Genomic DNA, 23,513 nt, shown 5'->3' on the forward strand with positions numbered 1-23,513 from the left:
GCTTCGATGAACATGATGCTACTGATGTCCCAGCTCGCCAACGGGCTGGTACTGGGGTTCCTATACGTTCTCATAGCGGTTGGGCTGTCGATCATCTTCGGCATGCTTGGCTTGGTGAACTTTGCCCACGGCGCTTTCTTCGCGCTTGGTGCTTATTTCGCCTGGACGCTGGAGCCGTACATCGGCTTCGTGGGCGCCCTGCTCGTTGCGCCATTTCTTGTGGCGTTCGTGGGCATGATCGCCGAGCGCGTTCTGCTACGACCGCTCTACGATAAGGAGCCATTGCTCAGTCTGTTACTGACATTTGGCCTGGCACTGTTCATCGAAGAGGCAATTCGCACAATCTGGGGCTCGATTGGACATCCGTTCGACGCCCCAGCGTTCCTTTCAGGCTTCGTGCATTACGGTCCGCTTTTCGTCACCCAGTATCGACTCGCCGTGCTCGCGGTCACCATCGTGCTGCTGATCGCAGTGTGGTTGTTTCTCGAAAAGACGCCCTTTGGGCGAATCATCCGCGCCGGTAGCCGCGATGGCGAAATGGCGAGCATGCTCGGCATCAATCTCAAGCGCGTGTTCATGGTGGTGTTCGGCCTCGGCACGGCGCTGGCCGGCATTGCCGGCGTGCTGGCCGCGCCATTGTGGAGCGTGGTGCCGTCGATGAGCGAGCAGGCCATCATGCCCGCGTTCGTGGTCGTGACCATCGGCGGACTGGGCAGTCTGCGCGGAGCCATCATCAGTGGACTACTTGTCGGTGTGTCGGTGGCGATGTCCATTCAATTCTTTCCAGCGGCCGCCAGCGCCGTGATGTATGTGCTCATGGTGCTCGTGCTACTGGTGCGCCCACGCGGGCTCTTCGGCGAACAGTGGGAGCGCTTCGAATGAGTCGTGCGCTGGATTTCCTCAAGCACCCGCTGTTCGTGCTGGCGATCGCGCTACTGGCCCTGCCGCTGCTCATGCCGTGGTTGGGCTCGACGATAAGCCTGGCCACGCAAGTGTCGATTTATGCGTTATACGCGATCGCGTTCAACGTGCTGCTCGGCTACACCGGTCTGGTCTCGTTCGGGGCCTCGCTTTTTTTCGGCTTTGCCAGTTATGTGGCTGGACTGTTTGCAATCCATGTATACGACAGCGCGGCACTTGCGTTGCTCGCGGCAACCGCCGCGACCGCACTGCTCAGCGTGGTGATCGGGCTACTGATTCTTCGTCGGCGCGGCATCTATTTCGCCCTGCTCACCCTGGCCTTCACCCAACTCGGCTACGAAATAGCTTTTCACTGGACAGGCGTAACCGGCGGCGAGAACGGTCTTCAGGGCGTGTCGCGGGGCGGCTTGTACGACCCCTTGCTGTATTACGCTTTCACGGCGCTCCTGGTCTGGCTATCCGCCTGCGTGCTGCTGCGCATCGTTCATTCGCCGTTCGGTCGCGTACTGCAGGCGATCCGGGACGACGAGCTACGTGCACGCTGCATGGGTTACAACCCGCATCGCTACAAGCTCGGCGCGTTCGTGCTTTCGTCGAGTTTCATCGGGCTGGCGGGCGGACTGTTGACCTTCCTCATCCGCGGCGCCTATGCCGAGAACATGAACTGGCAGCACGCCGGTGACCCTGTGTTGATGACCGTGCTGGGCGGTATGCATCACTTCCTCGGACCGCTTTGGGGAGCGATCATCTATATCAATCTGCAGGATCAGCTCAGTGCCGTCACCGAGCACTGGTGGCTCATATTCGGCGCTCTGCTGATGGCTGTGGTGCTGCTCTCGCCCGAAGGCCTGTCCGGAATGTTCACGCGCCTGTTCGGCCACGATCGCTGGGGGCTGACGCGCTCGCGGGTGCCGGCCCGCCCGATCACGCCGATCGAACGCTCCTCCAAGCCGGCCCATGCCAACGACGACGTGGTGTTGAGCGTGAGCGGCCTCAACAAGAGCTTCGGGCGCGTGGTTACGGCCAAGGACATCGACCTCGATATCCGACGCGGCTCCATTCATAGCCTGCTCGGGCCCAACGGCGCGGGCAAGACAACCTTCTTCAACATACTCAGTGGCCTGCTGGCGCCCGACAGCGGCCGCGTACATTTCAACGGGCGCGACATTACGCGGCTGAGCGCCAATCAGCGCACGCTTGCCGGTCTGGCGCGATCCTTTCAGGTGGTCTCAGTGCCCGAGCACGCCACGGTGTTCGAGGCGGTACGCGTAGCCGCGCAGGCGCATCACGAAGGCCGCCACTCGCTTTGGTCGGACGCCTATGCCTTACCCGGCATCGCCGAGCAGACCTGGCAAGCGTTGCAGGCCGTCGGCCTGGATACCCGCGCAGAGCAGATCACCACAAACCTTCCCCACGGCGAGCAGCGGCTCCTGGATATCGCGGTGACGCTGGCCGGTAATCCCGACACTCTTCTGCTTGACGAACCGCTGGCCGGTCTGGCCGATGCCGAGCGCGAACGCATCAGTCAGCTGATCAAGCGCCTTGCGCAAAAGCATACCGTGGTGCTCATCGAACACGACATCGACCGCGTCATTGCACTGTCCGATTACATCAGCGTACTTCACTTGGGCCAGGTCATCGCCAGCGGCACACCCGATCAGGTGATCGACCATCCTGACGTGGTCGCGGCCTACCTCGGCGACCGCGAGTCCAGCGCCGCGGACCCGGCGGCCGGGCCCGGCGCGACTGACGACGCCGGGAAGCGGACGTACCGACCACTGTTGGAGTTGCAGGGTATCGCTTCCGGCTACGGCGGCAGCCGGATTCTCGACGACCTCGACCTGACGGTGGGCGAAGGCGAGAGTGTCGCTCTGCTCGGGCGTAACGGGGTCGGCAAGACGACAACGCTGGCCACCATCATGGGAACCGTACCCCGGATGGATGGCCGCATCGGTTTCGATGATCGCGACATCTCCACCCTGTCCACCCACCAGGTGAACCGGCTGGGCGTGTCATTGGTACCGCAGGGACGAAGAATCTTTCCGAACCTGACCGTCACCGACAATCTGCAGGTTGCTGCGCGCCCCGGCGGCTGGTCCCGGAATGCCGCGTTCGAGTTGTTCCCCAAGCTCAAGCAGCTCGAGCATGCTCGAGGCGGCAACCTCAGCGGCGGCGAGCAGCAGATGCTGGCTATCGCACGGGCGTTGATGGCACCCACGCGCCTGATACTGCTCGACGAACCGTTTGAGGGCTTGGCTCCCGCCATCGTCGGCGAGGTCATGCACGCCATTGCACAACTACGCGGTGAAGTCGGAATACTGCTGGTCGAGCAGCGCGTCGAACTCGCGCTGCAGATGACGGATCGGGCCTACATCATGGTCAACGGCCATATCGCATACGAGGGCAGCGCACGCGACCTCCGCCAAGATGAGGCCACGCTGGTGAAACTGCTCGGAGTCTGACTCATGCCAGACCACCTGTTTGATATCACCGGACGCCTCGCGCTCGTGACCGGCTCGTCGCGAGGCCTCGGTTATGCCATGGCGCTCGGATTAGCCGGGCGCGGTGCGTGCGTCATCTTGCATGGCCGCGACGACGCGCGTGTAACCGCGGCCGCCCAAGAGATGTCCACCGCCACAGGCGCCGACATCGCCCACGTGAGCTTCGACGTCGCCGATGCGCAGGCTACGCGCACGGCGCTTGCACAATTGATCGACCGCCACGGCGTACCCGACATTCTGGTCAACAATGCTGGACTGCAACGGCGCGGCGCGATTCACAAAATCGCTCCAGACGACTGGGACGCGGTCATCGCCACAAATCTTTCCAGCGTGTTCCATGTTTCACGTGAGCTGGTCTCGGGCATGATCGCGCGTGGCTCCGGGAAGATCGTGAACACGGGCTCAGCACACTCCGCGCTCGCTCGCGCGACCTCGGCACCCTATAGCGCAAGCAAGGCCGGCGTGGCCATGCTCACTCGCGGCATGGCGGCCGACCTTGCCCGCCATGGCATCCAAGTCAACTGCCTGTCGCCTGGATTTTTCCAGACCGATATCACAGCGGCCCTATGGCAGGATCCAGACTTCGACTCCTGGCTAAGAGAGCGCACGCCGAGCGCGCGCTGGGGCCAGCCCGACGATCTCGTCGGCACGCTGATTTATCTGTGCTCAGATGCGTCGAACTTCGTTTGTGGTCAGAATCTATTCGTAGATGGCGGATTGACGTCGGTCGTCTGAATGGCCCAAAACCACAAAGCCTGCTCCTTGCCGAACCGGGCCCAGACCCTATTCTTCGCATCGCATGCGTTACGCGAGCCGCACGGTGCAGAGTCGGCCCGTCAATTCGTATCTCTTGCCGTGTTGTAAACCTACCGACTGTGGAATGAGAACGGCCGTTCGCTTGCCTCTCTATCACGGTCTAGGCTGGCACTAGCTGCTTGTAGCAATTGCGTGAGACTGGATCTGATGTTCTCACTCACACGCCAACGACCTGTGTGGCCCGGGCAACTACTATTGAACAGCACGATTAGCGCGCCTACCCCCTGGGCAAGCAGCTTACGCTGGATGTTTAGCCTCAAAACCAAGGCCGATTCGTTATAAGAATTGGCCCGAATGTGAAAGACGGCTTGAGCATTTTCCGTCATTAATTGCGGCGGCAGTCGATTTCGCGACATTTGCGTGTCGCCGCTCGAAAATCACAATGCGGGTCGTTCGCAGGCCGTGCGGACCGGAACGACACGACCGACAATACTAATAACAAGGAAGTACAATCCATGATAAGCAAGGGAGAAAACACGGCGAAAGCTGTAGCTACAGCGTTTGCGGTTGCCCTGGCGCTGGTGCTGGGCGCATGCAGCGACGACAACGATACAAATACGCCGGACGATGGCGGCTCCGGCGCCAGCCGGACCGCGGTCATCGAGACCGCATCTGGCCCCGTCCAAGGCAAAATCAGCCAAGGCGTAAGCCAGTTCCTTGGCATCCCGTTCGCTGCGCCGCCAGTAGGCAACCTACGCTGGCGACCGCCGGAGAGCCCGCAGCCTTGGCAGGACACGCTGGATACGGTCGCTTACGGCGATACCTGCGCACAGACCAATACCCTGGGTGTGTTCGCCGCGCCGAGTGCCAGCGAGGACTGTCTGTACGTAAACGTCTTCGCCCAGAAGGACATTGATGCCCAGGCAGGACTTCCAGTGATGATCTGGATATACGGTGGCGCGCTGTTCGACGGGGAGAGTGACGACTATGACGGTAGCAAGCTGGTCAAACAGGGCAACGTCTTGGTCGTGACCTTCAACTACCGTCTCAACGTCTTCGGTTTCATTTCCCACCCCGCGCTCGACGATGAAGGACACGCGTTCAGCAACTACGGGTTTATGGATCAGCAGTTCGTGTTCCAGTGGGTCCGGGACAACATTACGGCCTTCGGCGGCGATCCGGACAATGTCACCATTTTCGGTGAATCGGCGGGGGGCCGCAGCGTGCTGGCCCATCTCATATCGCCCCCGGCCACTGGGTTGTTCCAGCGCGCGATCATGCAAAGCGGAGCCGGGTTGCCGACGGTCAGTCTGGATACGGCGGAAGCTGCGGGGGTGGATTTTGCCACCCAGGTCAGCTGCCAGAGCGACGACCCAGTCCAGACTACCGAGTGCCTGCGATCGCTTTCGGCCGAGGAAATTCAGTCGATGGCACCCAGCTATCAGAGCCGGCAGATTCTGCCCATCGACGGCACCATCCTCACGCAGCCGCTCGATTCGGCCCTGGCAGCTGGTGACTTCAGCCAGGTGCCCGTCATAGCCGGGACAAACAAGGACGAGAACACGCTGTTCGTCGGCCTCAGCGAGCTGACCAGCGGGAGTGCGCTCACGGCCGATGGCTACACCGACCAGATCAACAGCAGCTACGGCGACAACGCGGCCGAGGTGCTTGCGCAGTATCCATTGAGCGATTACGACGCACCGGCGTTGGCCTATTCCGCGGTTACTACAGACAGCGGCTACGTCTGTCCGGCGCTTCGCGCCGACCGCCTGTTCGCCGCCTACGTGCCGGTCTATGCGTATGAGTTCATCGATCGCACAGCACCTGCGTTTGCGCCGGCCGTGTCGTTTCCCTACGGCGCCTACCATACGAGCGAGATCCAGTACCTGTTCCCGCTCTATCACGGTGCCCAAGGCACACCGAACGAGCTCAACGACGCCCAGCAGGCCCTCTCCGATGACATGGTGAGTTACTGGATCCGGTTCGCTGGCAGCGGCGATCCGAATACGTCGAGCACCCCGCAATGGCCCCCATACACCGCGGACAACCCAAGGTATCAATCGCTGGAACTGCCTGAGCCCGTGACCCGCGATTTTCCGGATCTCGACAGCGCGCACCACTGCGATCTATGGGATGGCCTTGCCGGGTGAACGAATGCGTTGGACACGCCGGCCTGGCGGCAGGATCAGGTCCGCCTCGGCGGCGAGCGATCAAACAGCCATGCCGGCTAACCATCCGTGGCCAAACGCCATGCAAAGGGCGCAGTTCGCCCGGCTGATCCGGGCGGCACCGCAAGCCGGACGCGTACCGAACGCCAAAAAAGACAAGAAAATGCCACAACCGATGGCAGGATAATCAGAGGAAGTTCTAATGACGAATAAAAATAACCGCTACGCCAAGACCTGGCTAGCCTTGGCGGCCATCGCGCTGACGAGCAGCCTGAGCGCCTGCAGCGACAACGATCACGACGACAATACGAACGCTGACAGTAGTGACCCCGGCGCAGATCGTACCGCCGTGGTCGAGACCACGGTCGGCCCTGTCCAGGGGCGGGTGCAGGACAACGTCGACGAGTTTCTCGGCATCCCCTACGCGACACCGCCCTTGGCCGAGTTGCGGTGGCGACCGCCCCAGCCTCACGAGCCTTGGGTGGATACGCTGGATGCCGTAGCCTTCGGCAACACCTGTGCGCAGACACTTACGCTAGGCGTTTTTGCGGCCCGTAGCGATCACGAGGATTGTCTGTTCTTGAACGTCTTTGCGCCCGCCGATCGACCTGCGGATGCCGGCCTGCCCGTGATGATCTGGATGCACGGCGGCGCCATCCTGGCAGGTGGCAGCAACGACTACGACGGCAGCAAGCTGGCGGACGACGGCAACGTGATCGTGGTCACCATAAATAACCGCATGAACGTCTTCGGCTTCCTGGCACTGCCCGGCCTGGATTCCGAGGGGCATACCTTCGGCAACTACGGCTTTATGGATCAGCAGTTCGCCTTTCAGTGGGTGCAGGACAACATCGCAGCATTCGGCGGCGATCCCGACAACGTCACCATCTCTGGCGAGTCGGCCGGCGGCAAGAGCGTATGGGTGCATCTGGCTTCACCAACGGCCGCGGGCCTGTTCCATCGCGCCATCATCGAAAGCGGTGCTGGCCCCGGCACCATCGATTTGGCGACCGCAGAGACCAACGGCGAGGCCCTTGCGCAAGCCACCGATTGCGCCAATGACGACCCGGCACAGACCGTAGCCTGTCTGCGATCTTTGTCGGTCGCCGAGATACAGGCAGCCGGTTCCTTCGGTGGCAATCCGGTGATCGACGGCACGTTAATCACCCAGCCCTCGCTCGACGCGTTCCGCTCGGGTAATTTCAATCGGGTGCCCGTGATGGCCGGCGCTACCAAGGACGAGAACCGGTTCTTCGTTGCGGTGACGGAAATGAGCAGCGGCCAGGCTCTGAGCGCCGATCAGTACACTCAGCAGATCCAGACACAGCACGGTGATAACGCCGACGAGGTTCTGGCGCAATATCCGCTGAGCGACTACGATTCCGCGAGTCTCGCGGCGTCCGCGGTACAGACCGACAGTGGCATCGTCTGTCCGGGACTGCAGCACGACCGCGCCCTCGCGGCATATGTGCCGACCTATATCTTCGAATTCGCTGACCGGACTGCGCCGGTTTATTCACCTGCCGTGTCATTCGACTACGGTGCTTACCATACCGGCGAGATTCAGTACCTGTTCCCGCTATTCCACGGCGCCACCGGAACGCCACAGCCGCTGAACGACGCGCAGCAGGTGCTTTCCGATGACATGGTGAGCTACTGGACTCGATTCGCGGCCGCCGCCGACCCGAATTCCTCCGCAGCCCCGGTCTGGCCCACTTATACAGGCGACGGCGGCAAATATCAGTCGCTGGATCTTCCAGAGCCGGCAACAGACGACGTGACGCAACTGTCTACATCGCATCACTGTGACCTGTGGGACGCACTGAGCGGCTGAACCATACCGTTACAAGCCAAGGCCTGGCCCCGGCATCGCCCGGAACCAGGTCATTCCTGAGACAGGGCATCAAGCGGAAGGGCCGCGCGTTCCTCGCAATCGATACTCGCGCGGCGTTACGCCGGTGGCCTGGTGGAATATTTGAGTGAAATGGCTCTGACTGCCAAAGCCCACAGAAAGAGCGATCTGAGAAATACTGGTCGAGTCTTTTGCAAGCAGCTCGCGAGCCTGGTCGATGCGCAACCGAATAACGTACTGATGCGGTGATTCGCCAAAGGTTGCGCGGAACAAGCGGCTGAAGTGGCGCGGGCTGAGCTGGGCGATCGACGCGAGATCGAGCAAGCTGAGGCTGCACTGGATATTCGCATAGATGAAATCCGTCACGCGAGCACGTTGACTGCGCGAAAGCAAGCTCGCGGACCGATCCGCCTTTGGTCTGACCGCATAACGCCCAATGATGTAGCTGGCGAGCGTCAGGGAAAGATACTCGGAATAAAGGCGCCCAACCGGGCACTTTCTCCGCAGATCGCTTTCCATGGTCCGGATCAGCCGGGCTAGGGACGCGTCGCGAATATTGTGCTGCGGTACCACCTCACGCGTCGTGGGCGACTCGGCATCCCGAGTCAACTGCTCGAGCAGACGTCCGTGTATCTCGACTAGCAACATCCTGAAACGGCCCTTGGGATGGATATTTTGAAACTCGCATCCGCCCGGATTGATAAACAGGGCTCCTGGTCCGACATCCAGATGCCGTGACTGCAACCCGACACGGTAGGACGTCTTGAAAAATCCCTTGATGACCAGCGCAATCTGCATCCGGGGCCATTCCGCATTTGGAATCATGGGCAGATACTCGCGGCTACGCTGCTCTTCCAGCCGAAAGCCGTCGTGCAGCGCAATATCCGTGTCGTCAAGGGCATTGTCGCCCCATGGCCACGCGACGAGTTCTCGCCCGCTCATAATCTGCAACCGTTCATGGCACGCCCTCTCCCCGGTGCTACAGGCTGCCAACCGATCTTATGAAGCGCCGAGGGAAAATGCGAAACCGCTTAGCACACAACTATGTAATGCAAGCTGCAACGTTATGCGTTCGCCCGCGCCCTTTGATCATTGATGCCAGCGACATGACTTTTTTCAGCAATTTGCCGCCACGGACGCCCGAACGCCCCGATCCCGCCGCGCGATATGCGGGGCGGTTTCAAGCATCAAGTGCAACAGTCCCATTGTCGCGGGCCTGGAAGCAGTACTCGAAAAAGACTTCGGCAGGCGTGCGAAACGCCAGGGTCTTGCGAGGCCGGGTGTTCATCTCTCAGGCGATGGCGTCCAGTTCGCGCTGGGAGTAGACACTCAGATCGCTGCCCTTGGGCAGGTACTGACGCAGCAGGCCGTTGGTGTTCTCGCAGATACCACGCTGCCAGGGGCTGTGCGGATCGGCGAAGTAGATCAAGAGTCCCGTGCTCTGGGCCAGCTCGGCATGCAGGGCCATTTCCTTGCCCTGGTCGTAGGTCAGTGTCTGGCGTAGTTCTGCGGGCAAGGGCTCGAACGCTTGGCTGAAGCCCGCCAGGGCGGCCTGGGCGGTGGCGCCTTCCATCCGCACGATCATGAGAAACAGCGTGCGACGATCGACCAGCACGCCGACGGCGCTGCGATTGGCGGCGCCTCTGAGCAGATCGCCTTCCCAGTGGCCGGGGAGCAAACGCTCGGCGGCGGCAGGCGGCCGTAGATGAATACTCGGCAGGTCGCGCATCTGCCCGCGGCGATCGGTGCCCCGACTGCGCGGTCGGCGTCGAGCGCGGCCTTGGCGCAGCAGGCGCGTCAACTCGCGACGCAGCGTGCCACGGGGCATGGCGTAGATGGCGGTATAGATCGTCTCGTGGGACACGTTCCCTAGTCTGCCCGCGATCTGCTCAGGCGACCACTTGAGCAGCAACAGGCGGCGCACCTGGGCCCACAGCGCACCGGAGCGGTCCAGCTTGCGTACGACGCGCCGTTTGCGGCGCAAGCGCCGTGCGCGCGCACCAGCGCGCCGCGCATCGTAACCGGATAGGCGCAGCGGCCGCCCTATGACGGGCGTGCGCCGACCGAGCTGATCGCCGTTACGACGAAGTTCGCGCAGGATCGTGCTCGGAGCACGGGTCAATACCCGTGCGATCTCACGAATACCGACCACTTGACTGCGCGTCGCCGTTAATCGCAATACGGCGGCGTACTGCTTCCTGCGCCTTCGCCAGTTGACCACGAATGCTCTGTTCGACGTTGTGCAGTTTGCAGGCGAGGTAGAAGTGGATGAGAGTTACTTCGGCGGCAAGCGCAAAGTCGAACAAGGTGGGGTCTACGCCGTTTCCGCGGACGGTTGAGAACAGGTTAACGGATACTTCCGGTCTTCGGCGGCCATGCGCTTTCGGATACGCGGATTATGGAATCGCTCAATGTAGTCAAAGAGGTCTGACTTGGCGACGTCGAGCGTGCGGTACCTGACGCGGTGGACACGTTCGCGTTTGAGTACGCCGAAGAAACCTTCGCAAGCGGCGTTGTCGCCGCAATGGCCGACAGCGCTCATCGAGCACGTCAGCGTGCTGTTCTTCAGCAGACGCTGATAATCCCCGCTGGTGAACTGGCTGCCGCGGTCGGAATGCAGAATTACATCGGCCTTGGCCTGACGTTGCCAGACCGCCATCTCCACGGCTCGCATAACCATCTGGCGATCCTGGCGATGGTGCATGGACCGGCGGATCACGAGCTTGCTGAACAGGTCGATGACGACACACAAATACACCTTGCCTTCACCGGTCATGACCTCCGTGATATCGGTCACCCATTTCATCTCGGGTTCCGACGCCGTGAAGTCACGCTTGAGATGGTTGCCGATGCCGATCGGCCGCACGCCGGGCTTTGCCTTGCGACGACTCTTCTTGCGTGGCCAGCCTTGGATGCCGTTCGACGCCATGACGCGTGCGATGCGGTTCAGACTCGCTGTCTCGCCCTCATCGGTCAGATCTTCATGCATGCGGGGTGCGCCGAGCACGCCGCCGCTGTCGTCGTGCAGCGCACGGATACGACCCAGCAGACGATGATTATCCGTTTCCTGCGCGCTCGGCTTGCGAGCCGCCCAGGCGTAATAACCGCTCGGCGACACCTGTAGGCAGCGACACATTAGACGGATGGTAAAGCGTATGCGACAACGCTGGATCGCCTGATATCTCAGGACGATCCTTTTGCGAAGTACGTTGCCGCTTCGCGCAAAAAATCGCGCTCCTTCGTCACTCGTGACAGCTCCCGCTTGAGCCGCATCACCTCCTGATCACGCGCCGTACCGGTGCCTTTGAACGCCGCATCTGCGCCTGTATCGGCCTCGCGGCGCCATCGGGTCAGCAGGTTCGGATTGATACCGATTTCGAGCGCGACCTGGCGGCAACTGACACCAGGCTGGCGCGTCTATACCCCATCTAGGTTCAATGTCCACAATAGCTGATTGATATATCAGCATAAACCTATCTTACGTGTGCGGACAATTCGGACATAACGGATCAATAAAATCAGATAGTTACAGGCCGGTTTCGGTATGTGACGCAGCCTATGGGTAACCCCTCCATTTTCGACGCAGATCAACAGCGGAGTTAAGCGGCCATGCTGAGTTTCTGCATGGGCGTGATGCCACCGAGCGCCATGTTCGGCCGCTCGTAATTGTAAATCCATAGCCATCGCGTCGCGGCATCCCGCACGTCGGCGATGGACTAGAACAGATGTTGATTGAGCCAGTCTTATCCGACGGGCCGGTTGTACCGTTCAACGTAGACGTGCTGCCGCGGCTTACAGGGCTCGATATATTCGAGCCGGATGCCTTGGCGTCTCGCCTACTTGATCAAGCCGCCGCTGACGTATTCAATCACAATGGATCGCCACCGGCTTACCGCGCCATTCGATAATCTGCTCTAGCCTGGGGATCACACCGGCTGACGGCATGACGGATCGACTTCGATGCCCAGGCCTTCACGGTTGGTGTCGTCGATGACATTGAACAATCGGAAGCTGCGACCGTCGTTCAGTTGGTCGTGCATGAAGTCCATCGACCAGACCTATTCCGGCGCCGCCGGCTCGGCCAGCTTGTCGGGCACCTCCCGCTTCAAACGCTTTCTCGGCTTGATCGAAAGATTGAGCTCCAGCTCACGATCGATTCGATGGACGCGTTTGTGATTCCGTCAAAAGTCCTTGACGTTGCGCAGGTACAGAAAACACATCCCGAAGCCCGGTTGCACTGGTTATCCGTCAGACGGATGAGCCAGTCTGTAATCTCGGCTTTCTCATCCGACAATGTCGGCTGATAGCGATAGTAGGTTCGGCTGATCGAAAAGCCACGCAGGCCAGCAGAATGCTGATGCCGTATTTACTCACGCTGCGTCGGGCCATCTCCCGTCGGCAAGATCGCCTCACCAATTTTTTGCCACGGCCTCCTGCACGATCTCGGCCTTGAGCCGTTCTTAGGCATCCATCTTGTTGAGCCGTCGGTTCTCGTCCTCGAGCTCCTTTACGCGCGCCATGAGCGAGGCGTCCATGCCGCCGTACTTGCCACGCCATTTGTAGAACGTCGCCGAGCTCATACCGTGCTCACGGCAAAGCTGCGGTACGGGCGTGCAAGTCTCGACCTACTTCAGGATCGCCAGGATCTGGCTGTAGGTATATCGGGATGTCTTCACGGGGAACCTCTTAGGGTTAGATTACGAGGTAATTCCGCTTTTGACCGGCAATCTTTTTCGCGGGGAATTACCACTCGTCGTCGCCATTTTTATTTCGCCTTAAGTTCACTGTTCTGGACGCAGTCCTGCATGCAGGCTTCATTGCTCACATCGGGCCGGGGATCGGGCGACACGAAACCGTTTCGGTTGGGCATCTCGACTTTCGCTAGCGTACCGGCGTCAAGCGCTTCATCACGGTCAACGAGGCCATTGAGATAAAGCACGTACGCCGTGACCGCATAGGTCTCGTCAGGAGACAGCGACTGCGGCGAAGTGAGCGGCATGGCACGGTGGATATAGTCGTATAGCGTGGTTGCGTATGGCCAATAGCTGCCGACCGTCTTAATCGGCTTGTCGCTGGCGAGCGTGCCCTGCCCGCCGACGAGTCTGGGAAAGGCGCCATTCTCGCCTTTCGGGCCGTGGCAAGCGGCGCACTGCGTCTTGTAGATCGCCTCGCCGTCGCCAGCGGTTCCCGACCCTTCCGGCAGGCCAGCGCCACTCGGCCGGACGTCGATATTCCAGCCAGCGATCTCGGCGTCACTCGCCGGTCGGCCGAGGCCGTAATCGGCTTGCTCAGCCAGCGCGACTGAACTTATTGTGAGACCGAAGACAAGGGTGAGCGCGATTGTTCTAGACATGCACATTGCTGATCTCCCCCTGCGACGATACTTCCCAAGTTTGAATGGCGTTGAGGTGATAAACATAATTCGTGCCGCGCACGTCGACTAGTTGTTCGTGCGTCGGCTGCACGTAGCCGGTTTCATCGATCGCCCGGCTCTGCAGGAGCGCCGAGTCGCCTTTCCATCGCCACGGCAGCCGGAATCGCGTAAGACATTTCGGCTGCACGGGCCCGTCGAGCTCGGCCTGCTGCCAATTGCGGCCCCCGTCGACCGATACGTCAACGCGCTTGATGCGGCCGCGGCCCGACCACGCCAACCCACGAATCTCGTAGAAACCCTTGTCGGGAAGACTCTGGCCGCCGGAAGGCGCGGTGATGACAGACTTGGCGTCCATCAAGAAAGTGAACTGGCGCGCCTGACCATTGGGCATGAGATCGGTGTACTTGGAGGTTTCTTCGCGCGTCATGAACGGCGCGTCGCCGACCTCGAGCCGGCGAAGCCATTTCACCTGCATGTTGCCTTCGAAACCGGGCAGCAGAAGTCGTAGCGGATAGCCTTGTTCCGGACGCAGCGCCTCACCGTTCTGCGCATAGACCACGAGCGCATCGTCCAGCGCCTTGTCCATCGGTATGCTTCGGGTCAGCGCCGAGGCGTCTGCCCCTTCGGCAAGAATCCATTCCGCCTTGTCCTTAACGCGGGCCTCACGCAACAAAGTCGCGAGTGGCACGCCAGTCCATTCACAGCACGACAATAGGCCGTGCGTATCCTGGACCGTCTTGCCGGTGGGCTCTTTCCACTCCGTGAGCGTGTTACCCGAGCACTCAAGAAAGCGCTTGATCGACACTTGCGGGAAACGCTTGAGTTGGGCCATATCGAAGATCAGCGGCTTGTCGACCAAGCCGTGCAGCATGAGTTCGTGCTGCTCTGGATCAATCGCCGGCACACCGCCGTGATGGCGCTCGAAGACCAGACCATTCGGCGTGATACTGCCTTCCAGATCCTGTAGTGGGGTGAAGCTCCAGGAAGAGGTCTTCGTAGTGGTCAGATCCGTGGGTGTGCGTACCACGTCTCTTTCGAACTTCGACGGCACGCCGTAGGCCGGCGAAAGTATCGGCTCGCCTTGGCTGCGCATCCATTCAGGTACTTTCGGTGCCTGATTACCCGCCTTGTTTTCGGCTGCGAGCCCACGCCCCGCTAAGAACGGCACGCTGAATGCGCCCACGGTACCGAGCGCTTGCTTGAGCAATCGCCGCCGCCGTGGATCCGGTGCGGACGCACTACTCGCGGAAATTTCGTCTTTCATCGTTTCAACTCCTGGACAACGTATTCAGGATTGGGGGGCGGAGCGCGTCGCAACATCCGCGGCGCCTCGCTCAAGCGTACTCAGTTTCTGCATCGCAATAGTTCCAACCACCGGTCCAACGGCCAATACGCCGAACGCAGCGGCCCAGCCGAAGTGCGCATGAACGACCGGTATTAGCCACAGCGTCGGCACGGTCAAGATATAACCGATCGCTAGCTGCATCGTGAGCGCAGTGCCCACGTAACGCTGGTCGCCGAGCTCGGTGATCACGGTGGAGAACTGGGCCGAGTCGGCCACGACCCAAAAGCCCCAGATCAAACCTAAAAGAAGAATAAGCGGCCAGAGCGTGTCCGGCAGCCAGCCGATCAGCAGAGCACAGCCGCCCGAAATGACCATGGCCAGCGAGGTCGCACGCCCGCGTCCCCAGTGATCGCCAAGAATGCCGCCGACCCAGCAGCCGATCGCGCCGATACCGATCACGGCAAACGTCGCCAGGGCCGCGCCAGCGAGCGGCGCGTCGAAGGCCTGGGTGGAGAGTACATCGCCATAAAACACGGAGAACCAGGCCCACATGGCATAGAGCTCCCACATGTGTCCGAAGTAGCCAATTGAGGCGAGTAGCACCGGACGATCGGAGAAGGCTTGCCAAGCCTGGGACAGGTTGAATGGCGCGCGTGGGAACGCGAACGGACCATCGCTGCCGAGATATTCTGCGATCAGACCGCCGGCCAGCGAGAACAGGGAGGTAGCGATGATGACGATCCGCCAATCGAGTCCGCCCAGGCCGTTGACCAGATGCGGCGTGGCCGAGCCTAGGGTGAGGGCACCGACCATTATGCCCAGAGCCGTTCCGCGCTTGACCTTGAACCAGGTCGCCATGGCTTTCATGGCGGGCGGATAGACGCTGGCTAGGCCGAAGCCAGTGACCGCGCGCAGCACAGTCGCCAGCAAGACCGGCGGGTTGGCCAACAGAAGGATGTTGGCGAGCGCGGCGAGGCCGGCACCGTAGAGCATAAGCCGGCGCGGCGGCACACGATCAGCGATGTTGAACACTGCCGAAGTGAGCGCGCCGGCGACGAAGCCCAGTTGCACGGCGATGGTCATCCAGGCGGCTTCACCCGGTGAGAGCGACCACAGCTCTCGCAGCTGGGGCACGACCGCCGTAGCCGAGAACCACGTGGTCATGCCCAGCAACATGGCGCTGGCCAGTATCGCCAGCGCCGACCAGCGACCGGCCGGATCATGCAGCGGCGTGTGATGATTCACCGCCGCTCGGCTCACTGTGGCAAGGGCGTCGTGTACGTGACCGCTTCGCCAGAAACGCAGACTTCGCCTTTCTGGTTCTCGACCGTGGTCTGGATCGTGCAGAACGGTTTGTCCTCACGCACGGTGAGAATCTCGACGCGCCCGGTGATGGTGTCACCGACATAGACCGGCTTGGAAAACTTCCAGTCCACGCTCAGAAACACACTGCCCGGGCCGGGCAGGTCTTCGGCCACCACGGCGTTGAGAATGCCGGTTGTCACCCCGCCTTGCACGATCAGTCCGCCAAAACGCGAGTTCTCCGCGGCTTCACGATCGGTGTGCAACGGGTTCTTGTCGCCGCTCATTTCGGTGAACAGCTCGATATGGCGCTCGGTGATATCGAGTGTGCGCTCGGCTTTGTCGCCTTCACTCGGCATGCCGTGGCGCGCCTCGATCCAGCCGTTCTTCTTCTCTGCGTCTGTACTCATGCTCATTCACTCCTTTCGATGATGACTGCATAACCCTGGCCTCCGCCACCGCACAGTCCGGCAAGCGCATAGCGGCCGTTACGCCGCTTGAGCTCGCGTGCTGCCGTGAGCAACAAGCGCAAACCAGTACCGCCCAACGGATGGCCGAGCGCGATCGCGCCGCCATTGACGTTGACCTGTTCGACCGAGAGGCCAAGTTCTCGACACGAGGCCACCACCACGGCGGCGAAAGCCTCGTTGATTTCCAAGACGTCGATATCCGACAACTTCAGCTGTGCGCGCGCCAGCGCGAGTTCGATCGCGCGTGCCGGCTTCAGATGCAGTGTGTTATCCGGGCCGGCGACTTCAGCAAACGCAACGATACGGCCTAGCGACTCGATGCCGGCCGCGTCGGCGACCGCCTGGGAACACACCAAGCCGGCCGAGGCGCCGTCACTCAGCTGCGATGCGCTAGCGGCCGTGATCGAGCCGGATTCACCAAACGCCGGCCGGAGCCTGGCGAGCTTTTCGATACTCGTGTCGGCACGAATACCTTCGTCGGCCTCAACGGTGACGTCACCGACGGTGAGTGGCGCGATTTCGCCTGCCAGAAACCCGGCCTCCGTGGCGGCCGCAGCGCGTTGATGGGAGGCCACCGCGTATTCATCCTGGGCCGCCCGCTCTATGGCTAAGTCGCGGTTGGCACGTTCGGAGAGTTCGCCCATGCCTTCATCGGTCAGCGAACACCACAACCCGTCCTTCATCATGACGTCGGTGAAGTCGATCGGGCCGGGGCGTTGATCCGCTTGGCGCAACAGCCTTGCATGCGGCGCGCGGCTCATGGAGTCCCCGCCGCCCACGATATAACGCTGGCCTTCGCCGAGCTGGATTCGCCGCGCCGCATCCGCAACGCTCGCAAGCCCGGCAAGACAGACATTGTTGAGCGTCATCGCCGGCACCTGCCAGTCCACGCCCGCCGCAGCCGCTGCCAGACGCGCCGGATTCTGACCTTGGCCAGCCTGCAGCACACTGCCCAACAGCACCCCGTCGGCTTGCGTGAAAGTTTCGTGTCGCGCCAACAAGTGCCGAATGGCATGCGCGGTCAGATCGCGTGCCGATACGTCGCGCAGCGCGCCCTGATAGCGGCCAAACGGCGTTCGGATGCCGTCCAATAGAACGGGCGTTTGTTCTGGGCTCATGCGGGTGTCTCGTCAGTCGTTTGAAATTTGGGCAGCGCCGTATCGCCCTGGGCTTCGAAGATCACTTCGACCGATTGTCCGATCAACGCGTCTTCAGGGCCCCGGTTGACGATGTTCGACAGCAGGCGCGGGCCTTCTTCGAGATCGATCAACGCAACCACATACGGCACGTCGCCAGCAAAGGCCGGATGGCCCGGCTTGTAGACCCCGACAAACGATGCCACCACGCCACGACCACTGGCCGCGCGCCAATCCAATGCCGCAGACCAACAATACGGACAACGCTGGCGCGGATAGAACACATAGTGATCGCAGTCTGCGCAGTGCTGTAAGCGTAGCTGCCTCTGCTCGGCCGCATCCCAGAACGGCTGGGAAACCGGCGTCGGATGCGGGCCGGGCTTGTTAAGTGTCTCGTGCGTCATCGTGTGTACTCCCGGCGCAGCACCAGTGCGGCGGCTTCGCTGAGGGTCGCGCCGTTGCCAGTGACCAGCGCGTGTCCGGCGCTGGGAATCTGGCGACCCGGCGCGTCGCCGCGCAGCTGACGCACGGCTTCGGTGATATGCGACATGCCGCCGGCGAGATCCGCCTGGCCACACGATAATTGGCCACCATGGGTATTCATGGGCAGATCACCCTCGGGGCTGAAGTCGTGTGCGGTCAGCCACGGTCCGCCCTCGCCCGGTTTGCAGAATCCGGCGTCCTCGGCGGTCACCGGCAGCATGATGCTGTAGCAGTCGTAGAACGACAGCAGATCGATGTCCTTGGGCCCGACACCGGCTTGCTTGTAGGCATTGGCGATCGACGGTTTGAGCGGCCCGCTGGTCAGACTCGGCGCACAAGAGATCGCGCGATGCGTGACTTTCTCGCCGGCACCGGCAATCTCGATCGGCGGATGCCGCAGCGCCCGGGCACGTTTCGTGGACGTGACGACGAAGGCCGCGCCGCCGGCGCACGGCATCACCACTTCCAGCAGATGCAGTGGTGACATCACCATCGGCGACGCAAGCACGTCCTCGACTGTAATGCGCTGGCCGTGAAAAACCGCGTCCGGATTGCGCTGGGCGTTCTCGCGTTGCGCGACCACGCCTGCCGCCAACTGCTCGCTGGTCGTGCCGTAAGCGTGCATATGAGCCTGGGCGATCATCGCGTAGGACACGTTCGCGCCGGACGCTCCGAAGGGCGTATCGAATTCGCGAATCGGATTGCGATTGGGAGAGCGTGGCATGTCCGCTTCGCGCGCATTGGCCAGCACACACAGCACGGCTTCGCACATCCCGAAGTGGATCGCCGCCGCCGCCCGCCAGGCCATGGCCGCGCCGTTGGCGCCGCCCTGGTCGACGACGTTGCTCATCGCGGGCTGCAGGCCAAGATACTCCGCAATCGTCGCGGGCACGTGCTGGGGCGTCTCACCGACCTGCGGGCCGACGAGCAGACCGTCGATCGCGCCGGGCTCGAGCCCGGCGTCGGCGACTGCCAAGGCAGAGGCCTCCGCAATCATGCCGAGCGTCGTCGCCCCCTGGGTATGGCGCACGGGCGCCAGCTCGCCGATTCCGGCGATCGCGCAGTTCCAGTGACTCATGCGGCCACCTCGGCCACCTGCAGATATTCATCCAGGCAGTCCGGGTTCGACAAGGAGCCGCGATTCTTCACTGGTTTTCCGGTGACCAGCTGCAGCACCGCTTTTTCGACTTTCTTGCCATTGAGCGTATAGGGAATCTCCGACACTTCGAGAATACGCTTGGGCACATGACGCGGCGATGCCTCGGCGCGCAGGCGTTTGCGAATCGTCTCACGCACGCCGTCATCAAGCGTGACGCCCGCCGCCGGCACCACGAATAACCACAGGTCCACATCGCCACCGGCAGCGGGGTAACCGATAACCAGCGAATCATCGATCTCGTCCAGTGCGTCGACTACGCGGTAGATCTCCGATGGCCCCATCCGCACGCCGCCGGGCTTGAGCATGGTGTCGCTGCGGCCCGTGATCACAACGCCGCCGGAAGGCCGCATTTCGGCGACATCGCCGTGGGACCAGATATCGTCGCGGTCCGCGAAATAGGTATCGAGATAGCGCTGCCAGCCGCCTTCCCCCCAGAACGACAGGGGCATGGAGGGAAAGGGTTCGGTGCATACGAGGTCGCCGTCGCGACCGAGCACCGGAATATCTCGTTCGTCGAGTACGGCCATCGCCATGCCGAGCCCCGGCACCTGAATCTCGCCAGCGTGTATTGGGCCGGCAGGATTGCCCATGACGAAACAGCCGAGCATTTCGGTACCGCCGGAGATCGACGCCAGACATAAGTCAGATTTCACCGCATCGTAGACCCACTCGAAAATATCAGCGGTCAACGGCGAACCCGAGGTCGTGATCATGCGCAGTGCACTCAGGTCGAGCGCGTCGCCCGGCCGGTAGCCGGCCTGCATCATCAGCGTCAAATACTTGGGGCTGGTCCCGAAATGGGTCGTCCGTGTTTCCGCGACCAAGCGCCAGAGCAGATCAGTGTCGATCTGGCCATCGGCATTGATTTTGGGCACCGCAGCGCCGTCATAGAGCACCAGAGTAGCGCCACTTGCACGCGTGGTTATCATCCAGTGGTACATCATCCATGCGGTGGAGGTGTAATAAAGCACGCGATCGCCCGGGCTGATATCACAATGGAGCATATGCTCCTTGCGGTGCTCGATCAGTGTCCCGCCGGTGCTGTGCACGATGCATTTCGGCAGCCCAGTCGTACCTGAGGTATAGATGATGTAAAGCGGATGATTGAAATCGAAGCGCGGGTACGCCGGCTCAGCCGCATCTGTCGTCGCCAGTTTGCGCAGCCGCGCGACTTCGACCGGCAGCACGCCGATTTCGTCATCGTTGGTCAGCAGAACGCGCTCGACGTTCAACGCCTCGGCGATCTCGCCGATACGTTCGCCGATGTCGTGAATCTTGCCGTTATAGCGATAGCGGGTCACCGTGACGAGAATCTTTGGCTCGATCTGACCAAAGCGATCCAGCACGCCGGACACACCGAACTCGGGCGCGCACGCCGACCAGATCGCGCCAACCGAGGCAGTTGCGAGCACCATTACCAGCGTATTGACTGTGTTCGGCATGAGCCCCGCGACACGATCGTTTTCACCAACGCCGAGCTCGTGCAGTGCCTGTTGTGCGCCGGCGACTCGCTGGCGCAGTTCAGCGAGCGTGATCTCGCGTACTACGCCCTCTTCGCTCGTCTCGATCACGGCTACGCTGTCTGCGTCACCGGCGAGCATATTCTGCGCGAAGTTGATCGTCGCACCCTCAAAGAAACGCGACCCGATCATCCGTTTGCCGTCTTTTGGGGTAAGCACGCGCTCGTAGTCACTCGCGTTGAATTGCGCGAAATCCCAGAACTCCGCCCAGAAGTCTTCCAGACAGGCCACTGAATAGCGATGCAGGTCCGCATAGCTGGCATCTTCCATGCCGACCTGGTGGGCAAAGCGCGTGATCTGCGCATCGCGCCTCTGGCTTTTCGACGGCGCCCAGCAGCAGGGCGGAATCGCTTGGCTATAGCTCATGCTCTCCTCCGATATCTCTTTGAATTTACGAGCCGAACAGCGGCGGCAGTACAGTCACGCCGACACCGAAAATCACGAACGCCACCAGCATCATCACTGCGGTGTATCCAACAATGTCCCGCGCCTTGAGCGCGGTGACGCCAAGCAATGGCAGCATCCACATCGGCTGGATCGCGTTGGTCAACTGATCGCCGTACGAAAACGCCATGATGGTCGCGGGAACGTCGGCGCCGATCTGGCGAGCTGCTTCAATAAGCAGTGGGCCTTGGACGGCCCATTGGCCTCCTGCCGAAGGCACCATGATGTTCACCACACCGGCGCTTAACATGGCCATCAAAGGGAAGGTATAAGCGGTCGATACGCTGACCAGCCAGTTAGCAAAGATCGTGATGAGGCCCGAGCCGCTCATCATCCCCATGATCCCGGCATAAAACGGAAACTGGAGCACTATTTGGCCACAGGCGCGAATGCCTTCATCGATTGCATTCACATAGGCGATCGGCGTGCGGTAGGCCATCAAACCAAAGATCAGCAACGTGAAGTTGACCACGTTGAGATCCAGGTCGAAGCCACGGGTCACGAAGTAGTACACAACATAACTCAGCCCTGGCACGACGATCAGCCAGGTCAATACCATGGAATGCTCCATGCGCTCGGCGAACGTCGGCGCTTGGACCACTGCAGCCGCGCCTACGGAGCGACGCTGCGCAGACGACACCTCGGTTGCACTCGCCGGGTCGATGGCGCCATCAGCCTCGTCGTCCGGCACTTCGATCGTGTCTTCCGGCTCGGGATGCATCGCCCGGTACACGAACGGAATCACGATCAAAAAGGTCGTAATGACGAGTAGGTTCGGTAGCGCGAAGATCGTATCCATAACCGGCACCAGGCCGATCGAGTCCTCCATGAAGTGACCAGGGGTGTTCACGAGCAGTGGCGCCGAAGCGGAAAGCCCGCAGTTGAAAATGATCAACCCGGAGAAACCGGCGGCCGCCGCGAGCGGATAATGCACCTTGATGCCCCGCCGCTTCGCCTGCGCACAGACTTCACGCGCGGCAATCGCACCAACAATCAGGCCCAGCCCCCAGCTGATAAATCCGAAGATAACAGCGAGCGCGGTCACCAGCATGATGCATTGCCCTGCAGAACGTGGTAGTCCCGCGGCCCACCTCACCACGCGGCGTGCGGGCGGCGAGCTCGCCAGCACGTAACCGAACAGCAGGATCGCCACCATCTGCATCGAGAACGACAGCAGATTCCAGAATCCCTCGTACCAATACTCGACCATCGCGAACGGCCCTGCATCGGTCATCAATACACCCAGCGCATAGACCACCGTAGACAGCAGGATTGCGAAGATGAACGGGTTCGGTATGACCTGTCGTGAAATGCGGGCGCACACGGCCCCAGCTTGCTGCAACATGATTCTCCTCCTGCGCACGCCGGCTGTGCATTATTTTATGTACCGACCGGTCCATACACTACTGAAGCCAAAATGCTTTGCAACCTTTTTTTGATTGCACGCAATTTGCTCGTACGCAAGGAGATGGGGCAGGATCCGGCGCGATCGCCTGACTAGCGCCGCTTAGCTTAACGGGGCGTCAATCCGTCCAGGATGAGGTCGCAGAAGGAATCGGCTATAGATTCAGGCGAGCGCTTGCCCTCCGGCCGCAGCCAGAGATAGCTGTAGTGATGCATGCCGATCACCGACTTCACGGTAATAGCATCGGTCTGAGTGAACACGCCAGCGGCAGACCCAGCCTGAAGTACACGCGCCCACACACTCTCGTACGAGCGATGCAGGTCCATCAGCGCTTGCTGATTGTCGCCCGTCACCGAATGCATCTCGCGGAAACATACAGTCAGTTCCGCCAAGTCTTCGGCCACACTTCGCATCACTGCGCGCGAGAAAAGTCGTAGGCGCTTGGCGGGCTCGATATCCTCATCCAGCAGAGTATGGCCAATACCGACCAACTCACGTAGATAGCGCGTAGTGATCTCGAACAACAACTCTTCCTTGTTCGAAAAATAGTGATACAGAGAACTGCGCCCCATCCCAGTCGCTTGCTCAAGATCCTTCATGCCCGTGGCGTGATAGCCTTGGCTGGCAAAAAGATCAGCCGCCGCGTGCAGCAACCGAGCGCGATTATCCTTGCGGAGGTTACGGGCCATGGAGATCGATTAAGCGAATGATCAGTGCAGTCTAGCTCAAATGAGCCT

The 23,513-nt window shown here is 61.2% G+C and carries 17 protein-coding genes and 3 pseudogenes; 5 read left to right on the top strand and 15 right to left on the bottom strand.

Translation table 11 applies throughout. From position 1 onward, the window contains the following. Positions 1–6: 6 nt before the first annotated feature. The 5 genes from ACFOSU_RS15815 to ACFOSU_RS15835 all read left to right on the top strand — a co-directional run bounded on the left by ACFOSU_RS15815 (position 7) and on the right by ACFOSU_RS15835 (position 8,180). A complete protein-coding gene (locus tag ACFOSU_RS15815) occupies positions 7–882 on the top strand; it encodes a branched-chain amino acid ABC transporter permease (RefSeq protein WP_380690905.1) in 876 nt (291 codons plus the stop codon). Further along, positions 879–3,383, top strand: a complete 2,505-nt coding sequence (locus tag ACFOSU_RS15820; protein ID WP_380690906.1) for a branched-chain amino acid ABC transporter ATP-binding protein/permease — start codon at positions 879–881, stop codon at positions 3,381–3,383. Before ACFOSU_RS15815 ends, ACFOSU_RS15820 begins: the two co-directional genes overlap by 4 nt. Before the next feature lie 3 nt (positions 3,384–3,386). Beyond that, a complete protein-coding gene (locus ACFOSU_RS15825) occupies positions 3,387–4,157 on the top strand; it encodes an SDR family oxidoreductase (RefSeq protein ID WP_380690907.1) in 771 nt (256 codons plus the stop codon). Between the two features lie 536 nt (positions 4,158–4,693). Continuing rightward, positions 4,694–6,328 (top strand): carboxylesterase/lipase family protein, encoded by a 1,635-nt coding sequence (locus ACFOSU_RS15830; RefSeq protein WP_380690908.1) that lies wholly within the window; start codon positions 4,694–4,696, stop codon positions 6,326–6,328. Positions 6,329–6,548: 220 nt separating this feature from the next. Continuing rightward, positions 6,549–8,180, top strand: coding sequence for a carboxylesterase/lipase family protein (locus ACFOSU_RS15835; protein ID WP_380690909.1), 1,632 nt, complete (start codon positions 6,549–6,551; stop codon positions 8,178–8,180). A gap of 69 nt (positions 8,181–8,249) precedes the next feature. Here ACFOSU_RS15835 and ACFOSU_RS15840 read toward each other — a convergent pair whose 3' ends face one another. The 15 genes and pseudogenes from ACFOSU_RS15840 to ACFOSU_RS15910 all read right to left on the bottom strand — a co-directional run bounded on the left by ACFOSU_RS15840 (position 8,250) and on the right by ACFOSU_RS15910 (position 23,465). Continuing rightward, positions 8,250–9,140, bottom strand: a complete 891-nt coding sequence (locus ACFOSU_RS15840; protein ID WP_380690910.1) for an AraC family transcriptional regulator — start codon at positions 9,138–9,140, stop codon at positions 8,250–8,252. 238 nt (positions 9,141–9,378) lie between these two features. Next, a pseudogene (locus tag ACFOSU_RS15845) lies at positions 9,379–10,377 on the bottom strand (IS30 family transposase). Continuing rightward, the gene (locus tag ACFOSU_RS15850) at positions 10,334–10,504 is read right to left on the bottom strand and encodes a hypothetical protein (protein ID WP_380691384.1); all 171 of its coding nucleotides are present in this window, start codon (positions 10,502–10,504) and stop codon (positions 10,334–10,336) included. Before ACFOSU_RS15850 ends, ACFOSU_RS15845 begins: the two are co-directional and overlap by 44 nt. A gap of 8 nt (positions 10,505–10,512) precedes the next feature. Continuing rightward, positions 10,513–11,609, bottom strand: a pseudogene (locus ACFOSU_RS15855) (IS3 family transposase); the annotation flags it as partial. Positions 11,610–11,797: 188 nt separating this feature from the next. Beyond that, positions 11,798–12,874: pseudogene (locus tag ACFOSU_RS15860) on the bottom strand (IS3 family transposase). Positions 12,875–12,963: 89 nt separating this feature from the next. Further along, positions 12,964–13,551, bottom strand: coding sequence for a c-type cytochrome (locus tag ACFOSU_RS15865; protein ID WP_380690911.1), 588 nt, complete (start codon positions 13,549–13,551; stop codon positions 12,964–12,966). Beyond that, positions 13,544–14,836, bottom strand: a complete 1,293-nt coding sequence (gene soxC, locus ACFOSU_RS15870; RefSeq protein ID WP_380690912.1) for a sulfite dehydrogenase — start codon at positions 14,834–14,836, stop codon at positions 13,544–13,546. The genes ACFOSU_RS15865 and soxC overlap by 8 nt, the downstream gene beginning before the upstream one ends. A 24-nt stretch (positions 14,837–14,860) precedes the next feature. Further along, entirely contained in the window at positions 14,861–16,033 is a 1,173-nt protein-coding gene (locus tag ACFOSU_RS15875; protein ID WP_380690913.1) for an MFS transporter, read from the bottom strand. A gap of 80 nt (positions 16,034–16,113) precedes the next feature. Continuing rightward, entirely contained in the window at positions 16,114–16,569 is a 456-nt protein-coding gene (locus tag ACFOSU_RS15880; RefSeq protein ID WP_380690914.1) for a MaoC family dehydratase, read from the bottom strand. A gap of 2 nt (positions 16,570–16,571) precedes the next feature. Next, complete coding sequence (locus ACFOSU_RS15885) at positions 16,572–17,747, bottom strand: acetyl-CoA C-acyltransferase (RefSeq protein ID WP_380690915.1); 1,176 nt, start codon at positions 17,745–17,747, stop codon at positions 16,572–16,574. After that, on the bottom strand, positions 17,744–18,169 hold the full coding sequence (locus ACFOSU_RS15890; RefSeq protein ID WP_380690916.1) for a Zn-ribbon domain-containing OB-fold protein: 426 nt from the start codon (positions 18,167–18,169) through the stop codon (positions 17,744–17,746). Before ACFOSU_RS15890 ends, ACFOSU_RS15885 begins: the two co-directional genes overlap by 4 nt. Continuing rightward, positions 18,166–19,326 carry a thiolase family protein gene (locus tag ACFOSU_RS15895; protein WP_380690917.1) on the bottom strand — a complete coding sequence of 387 codons (1,161 nt, stop codon included), beginning with the start codon at positions 19,324–19,326 and terminating at the stop codon, positions 18,166–18,168. The genes ACFOSU_RS15890 and ACFOSU_RS15895 overlap by 4 nt, the downstream gene beginning before the upstream one ends. Beyond that, positions 19,323–21,293 carry an acetoacetate--CoA ligase gene (locus ACFOSU_RS15900; protein WP_380690918.1) on the bottom strand — a complete coding sequence of 657 codons (1,971 nt, stop codon included), beginning with the start codon at positions 21,291–21,293 and terminating at the stop codon, positions 19,323–19,325. The genes ACFOSU_RS15895 and ACFOSU_RS15900 overlap by 4 nt, the downstream gene beginning before the upstream one ends. A gap of 25 nt (positions 21,294–21,318) precedes the next feature. Beyond that, entirely contained in the window at positions 21,319–22,716 is a 1,398-nt protein-coding gene (locus ACFOSU_RS15905; protein WP_380690919.1) for a short-chain fatty acid transporter, read from the bottom strand. Positions 22,717–22,883: 167 nt separating this feature from the next. Further along, positions 22,884–23,465, bottom strand: coding sequence for a TetR/AcrR family transcriptional regulator (locus tag ACFOSU_RS15910; RefSeq protein ID WP_380690920.1), 582 nt, complete (start codon positions 23,463–23,465; stop codon positions 22,884–22,886). Positions 23,466–23,513: the final 48 nt, after the last annotated feature.

Origin of the sequence: Salinisphaera aquimarina, from assembly GCF_042643355.1 — a bacterium.
GTDB classification, from domain to species: domain Bacteria; phylum Pseudomonadota; class Gammaproteobacteria; order Nevskiales; family Salinisphaeraceae; genus Salinisphaera; species Salinisphaera aquimarina.

Bases quoted from the DNA above. Each gene is read 5' to 3' on its own strand.
- ACFOSU_RS15815 (WP_380690905.1), top strand. From the start codon at position 7: ATGAACATGATGCTACTGATGTCCCAGCTCGCCAACGGGCTGGTACTG.
- ACFOSU_RS15820 (WP_380690906.1), top strand. From the start codon at position 879: ATGAGTCGTGCGCTGGATTTCCTCAAGCACCCGCTGTTCGTGCTGGCG.
- ACFOSU_RS15825 (WP_380690907.1), top strand. From the start codon at position 3,387: ATGCCAGACCACCTGTTTGATATCACCGGACGCCTCGCGCTCGTGACC.
- ACFOSU_RS15830 (WP_380690908.1), top strand. From the start codon at position 4,694: ATGATAAGCAAGGGAGAAAACACGGCGAAAGCTGTAGCTACAGCGTTT.
- ACFOSU_RS15835 (WP_380690909.1), top strand. From the start codon at position 6,549: ATGACGAATAAAAATAACCGCTACGCCAAGACCTGGCTAGCCTTGGCG.
- ACFOSU_RS15840 (WP_380690910.1), bottom strand. From the start codon at position 9,140: ATGAGCGGGCGAGAACTCGTCGCGTGGCCATGGGGCGACAATGCCCTT.
- ACFOSU_RS15865 (WP_380690911.1), bottom strand. From the start codon at position 13,551: ATGTCTAGAACAATCGCGCTCACCCTTGTCTTCGGTCTCACAATAAGT.
- soxC (WP_380690912.1), bottom strand. From the start codon at position 14,836: ATGAAAGACGAAATTTCCGCGAGTAGTGCGTCCGCACCGGATCCACGG.
- ACFOSU_RS15875 (WP_380690913.1), bottom strand. From the start codon at position 16,033: ATGTTGCTGGGCATGACCACGTGGTTCTCGGCTACGGCGGTCGTGCCC.
- ACFOSU_RS15880 (WP_380690914.1), bottom strand. From the start codon at position 16,569: ATGAGTACAGACGCAGAGAAGAAGAACGGCTGGATCGAGGCGCGCCAC.
- ACFOSU_RS15885 (WP_380690915.1), bottom strand. From the start codon at position 17,747: ATGAGCCCAGAACAAACGCCCGTTCTATTGGACGGCATCCGAACGCCG.
- ACFOSU_RS15890 (WP_380690916.1), bottom strand. From the start codon at position 18,169: ATGACGCACGAGACACTTAACAAGCCCGGCCCGCATCCGACGCCGGTT.
- ACFOSU_RS15895 (WP_380690917.1), bottom strand. From the start codon at position 19,326: ATGAGTCACTGGAACTGCGCGATCGCCGGAATCGGCGAGCTGGCGCCC.
- ACFOSU_RS15900 (WP_380690918.1), bottom strand. From the start codon at position 21,293: ATGAGCTATAGCCAAGCGATTCCGCCCTGCTGCTGGGCGCCGTCGAAA.
- ACFOSU_RS15905 (WP_380690919.1), bottom strand. From the start codon at position 22,716: ATGTTGCAGCAAGCTGGGGCCGTGTGCGCCCGCATTTCACGACAGGTC.
- ACFOSU_RS15910 (WP_380690920.1), bottom strand. From the start codon at position 23,465: ATGGCCCGTAACCTCCGCAAGGATAATCGCGCTCGGTTGCTGCACGCG.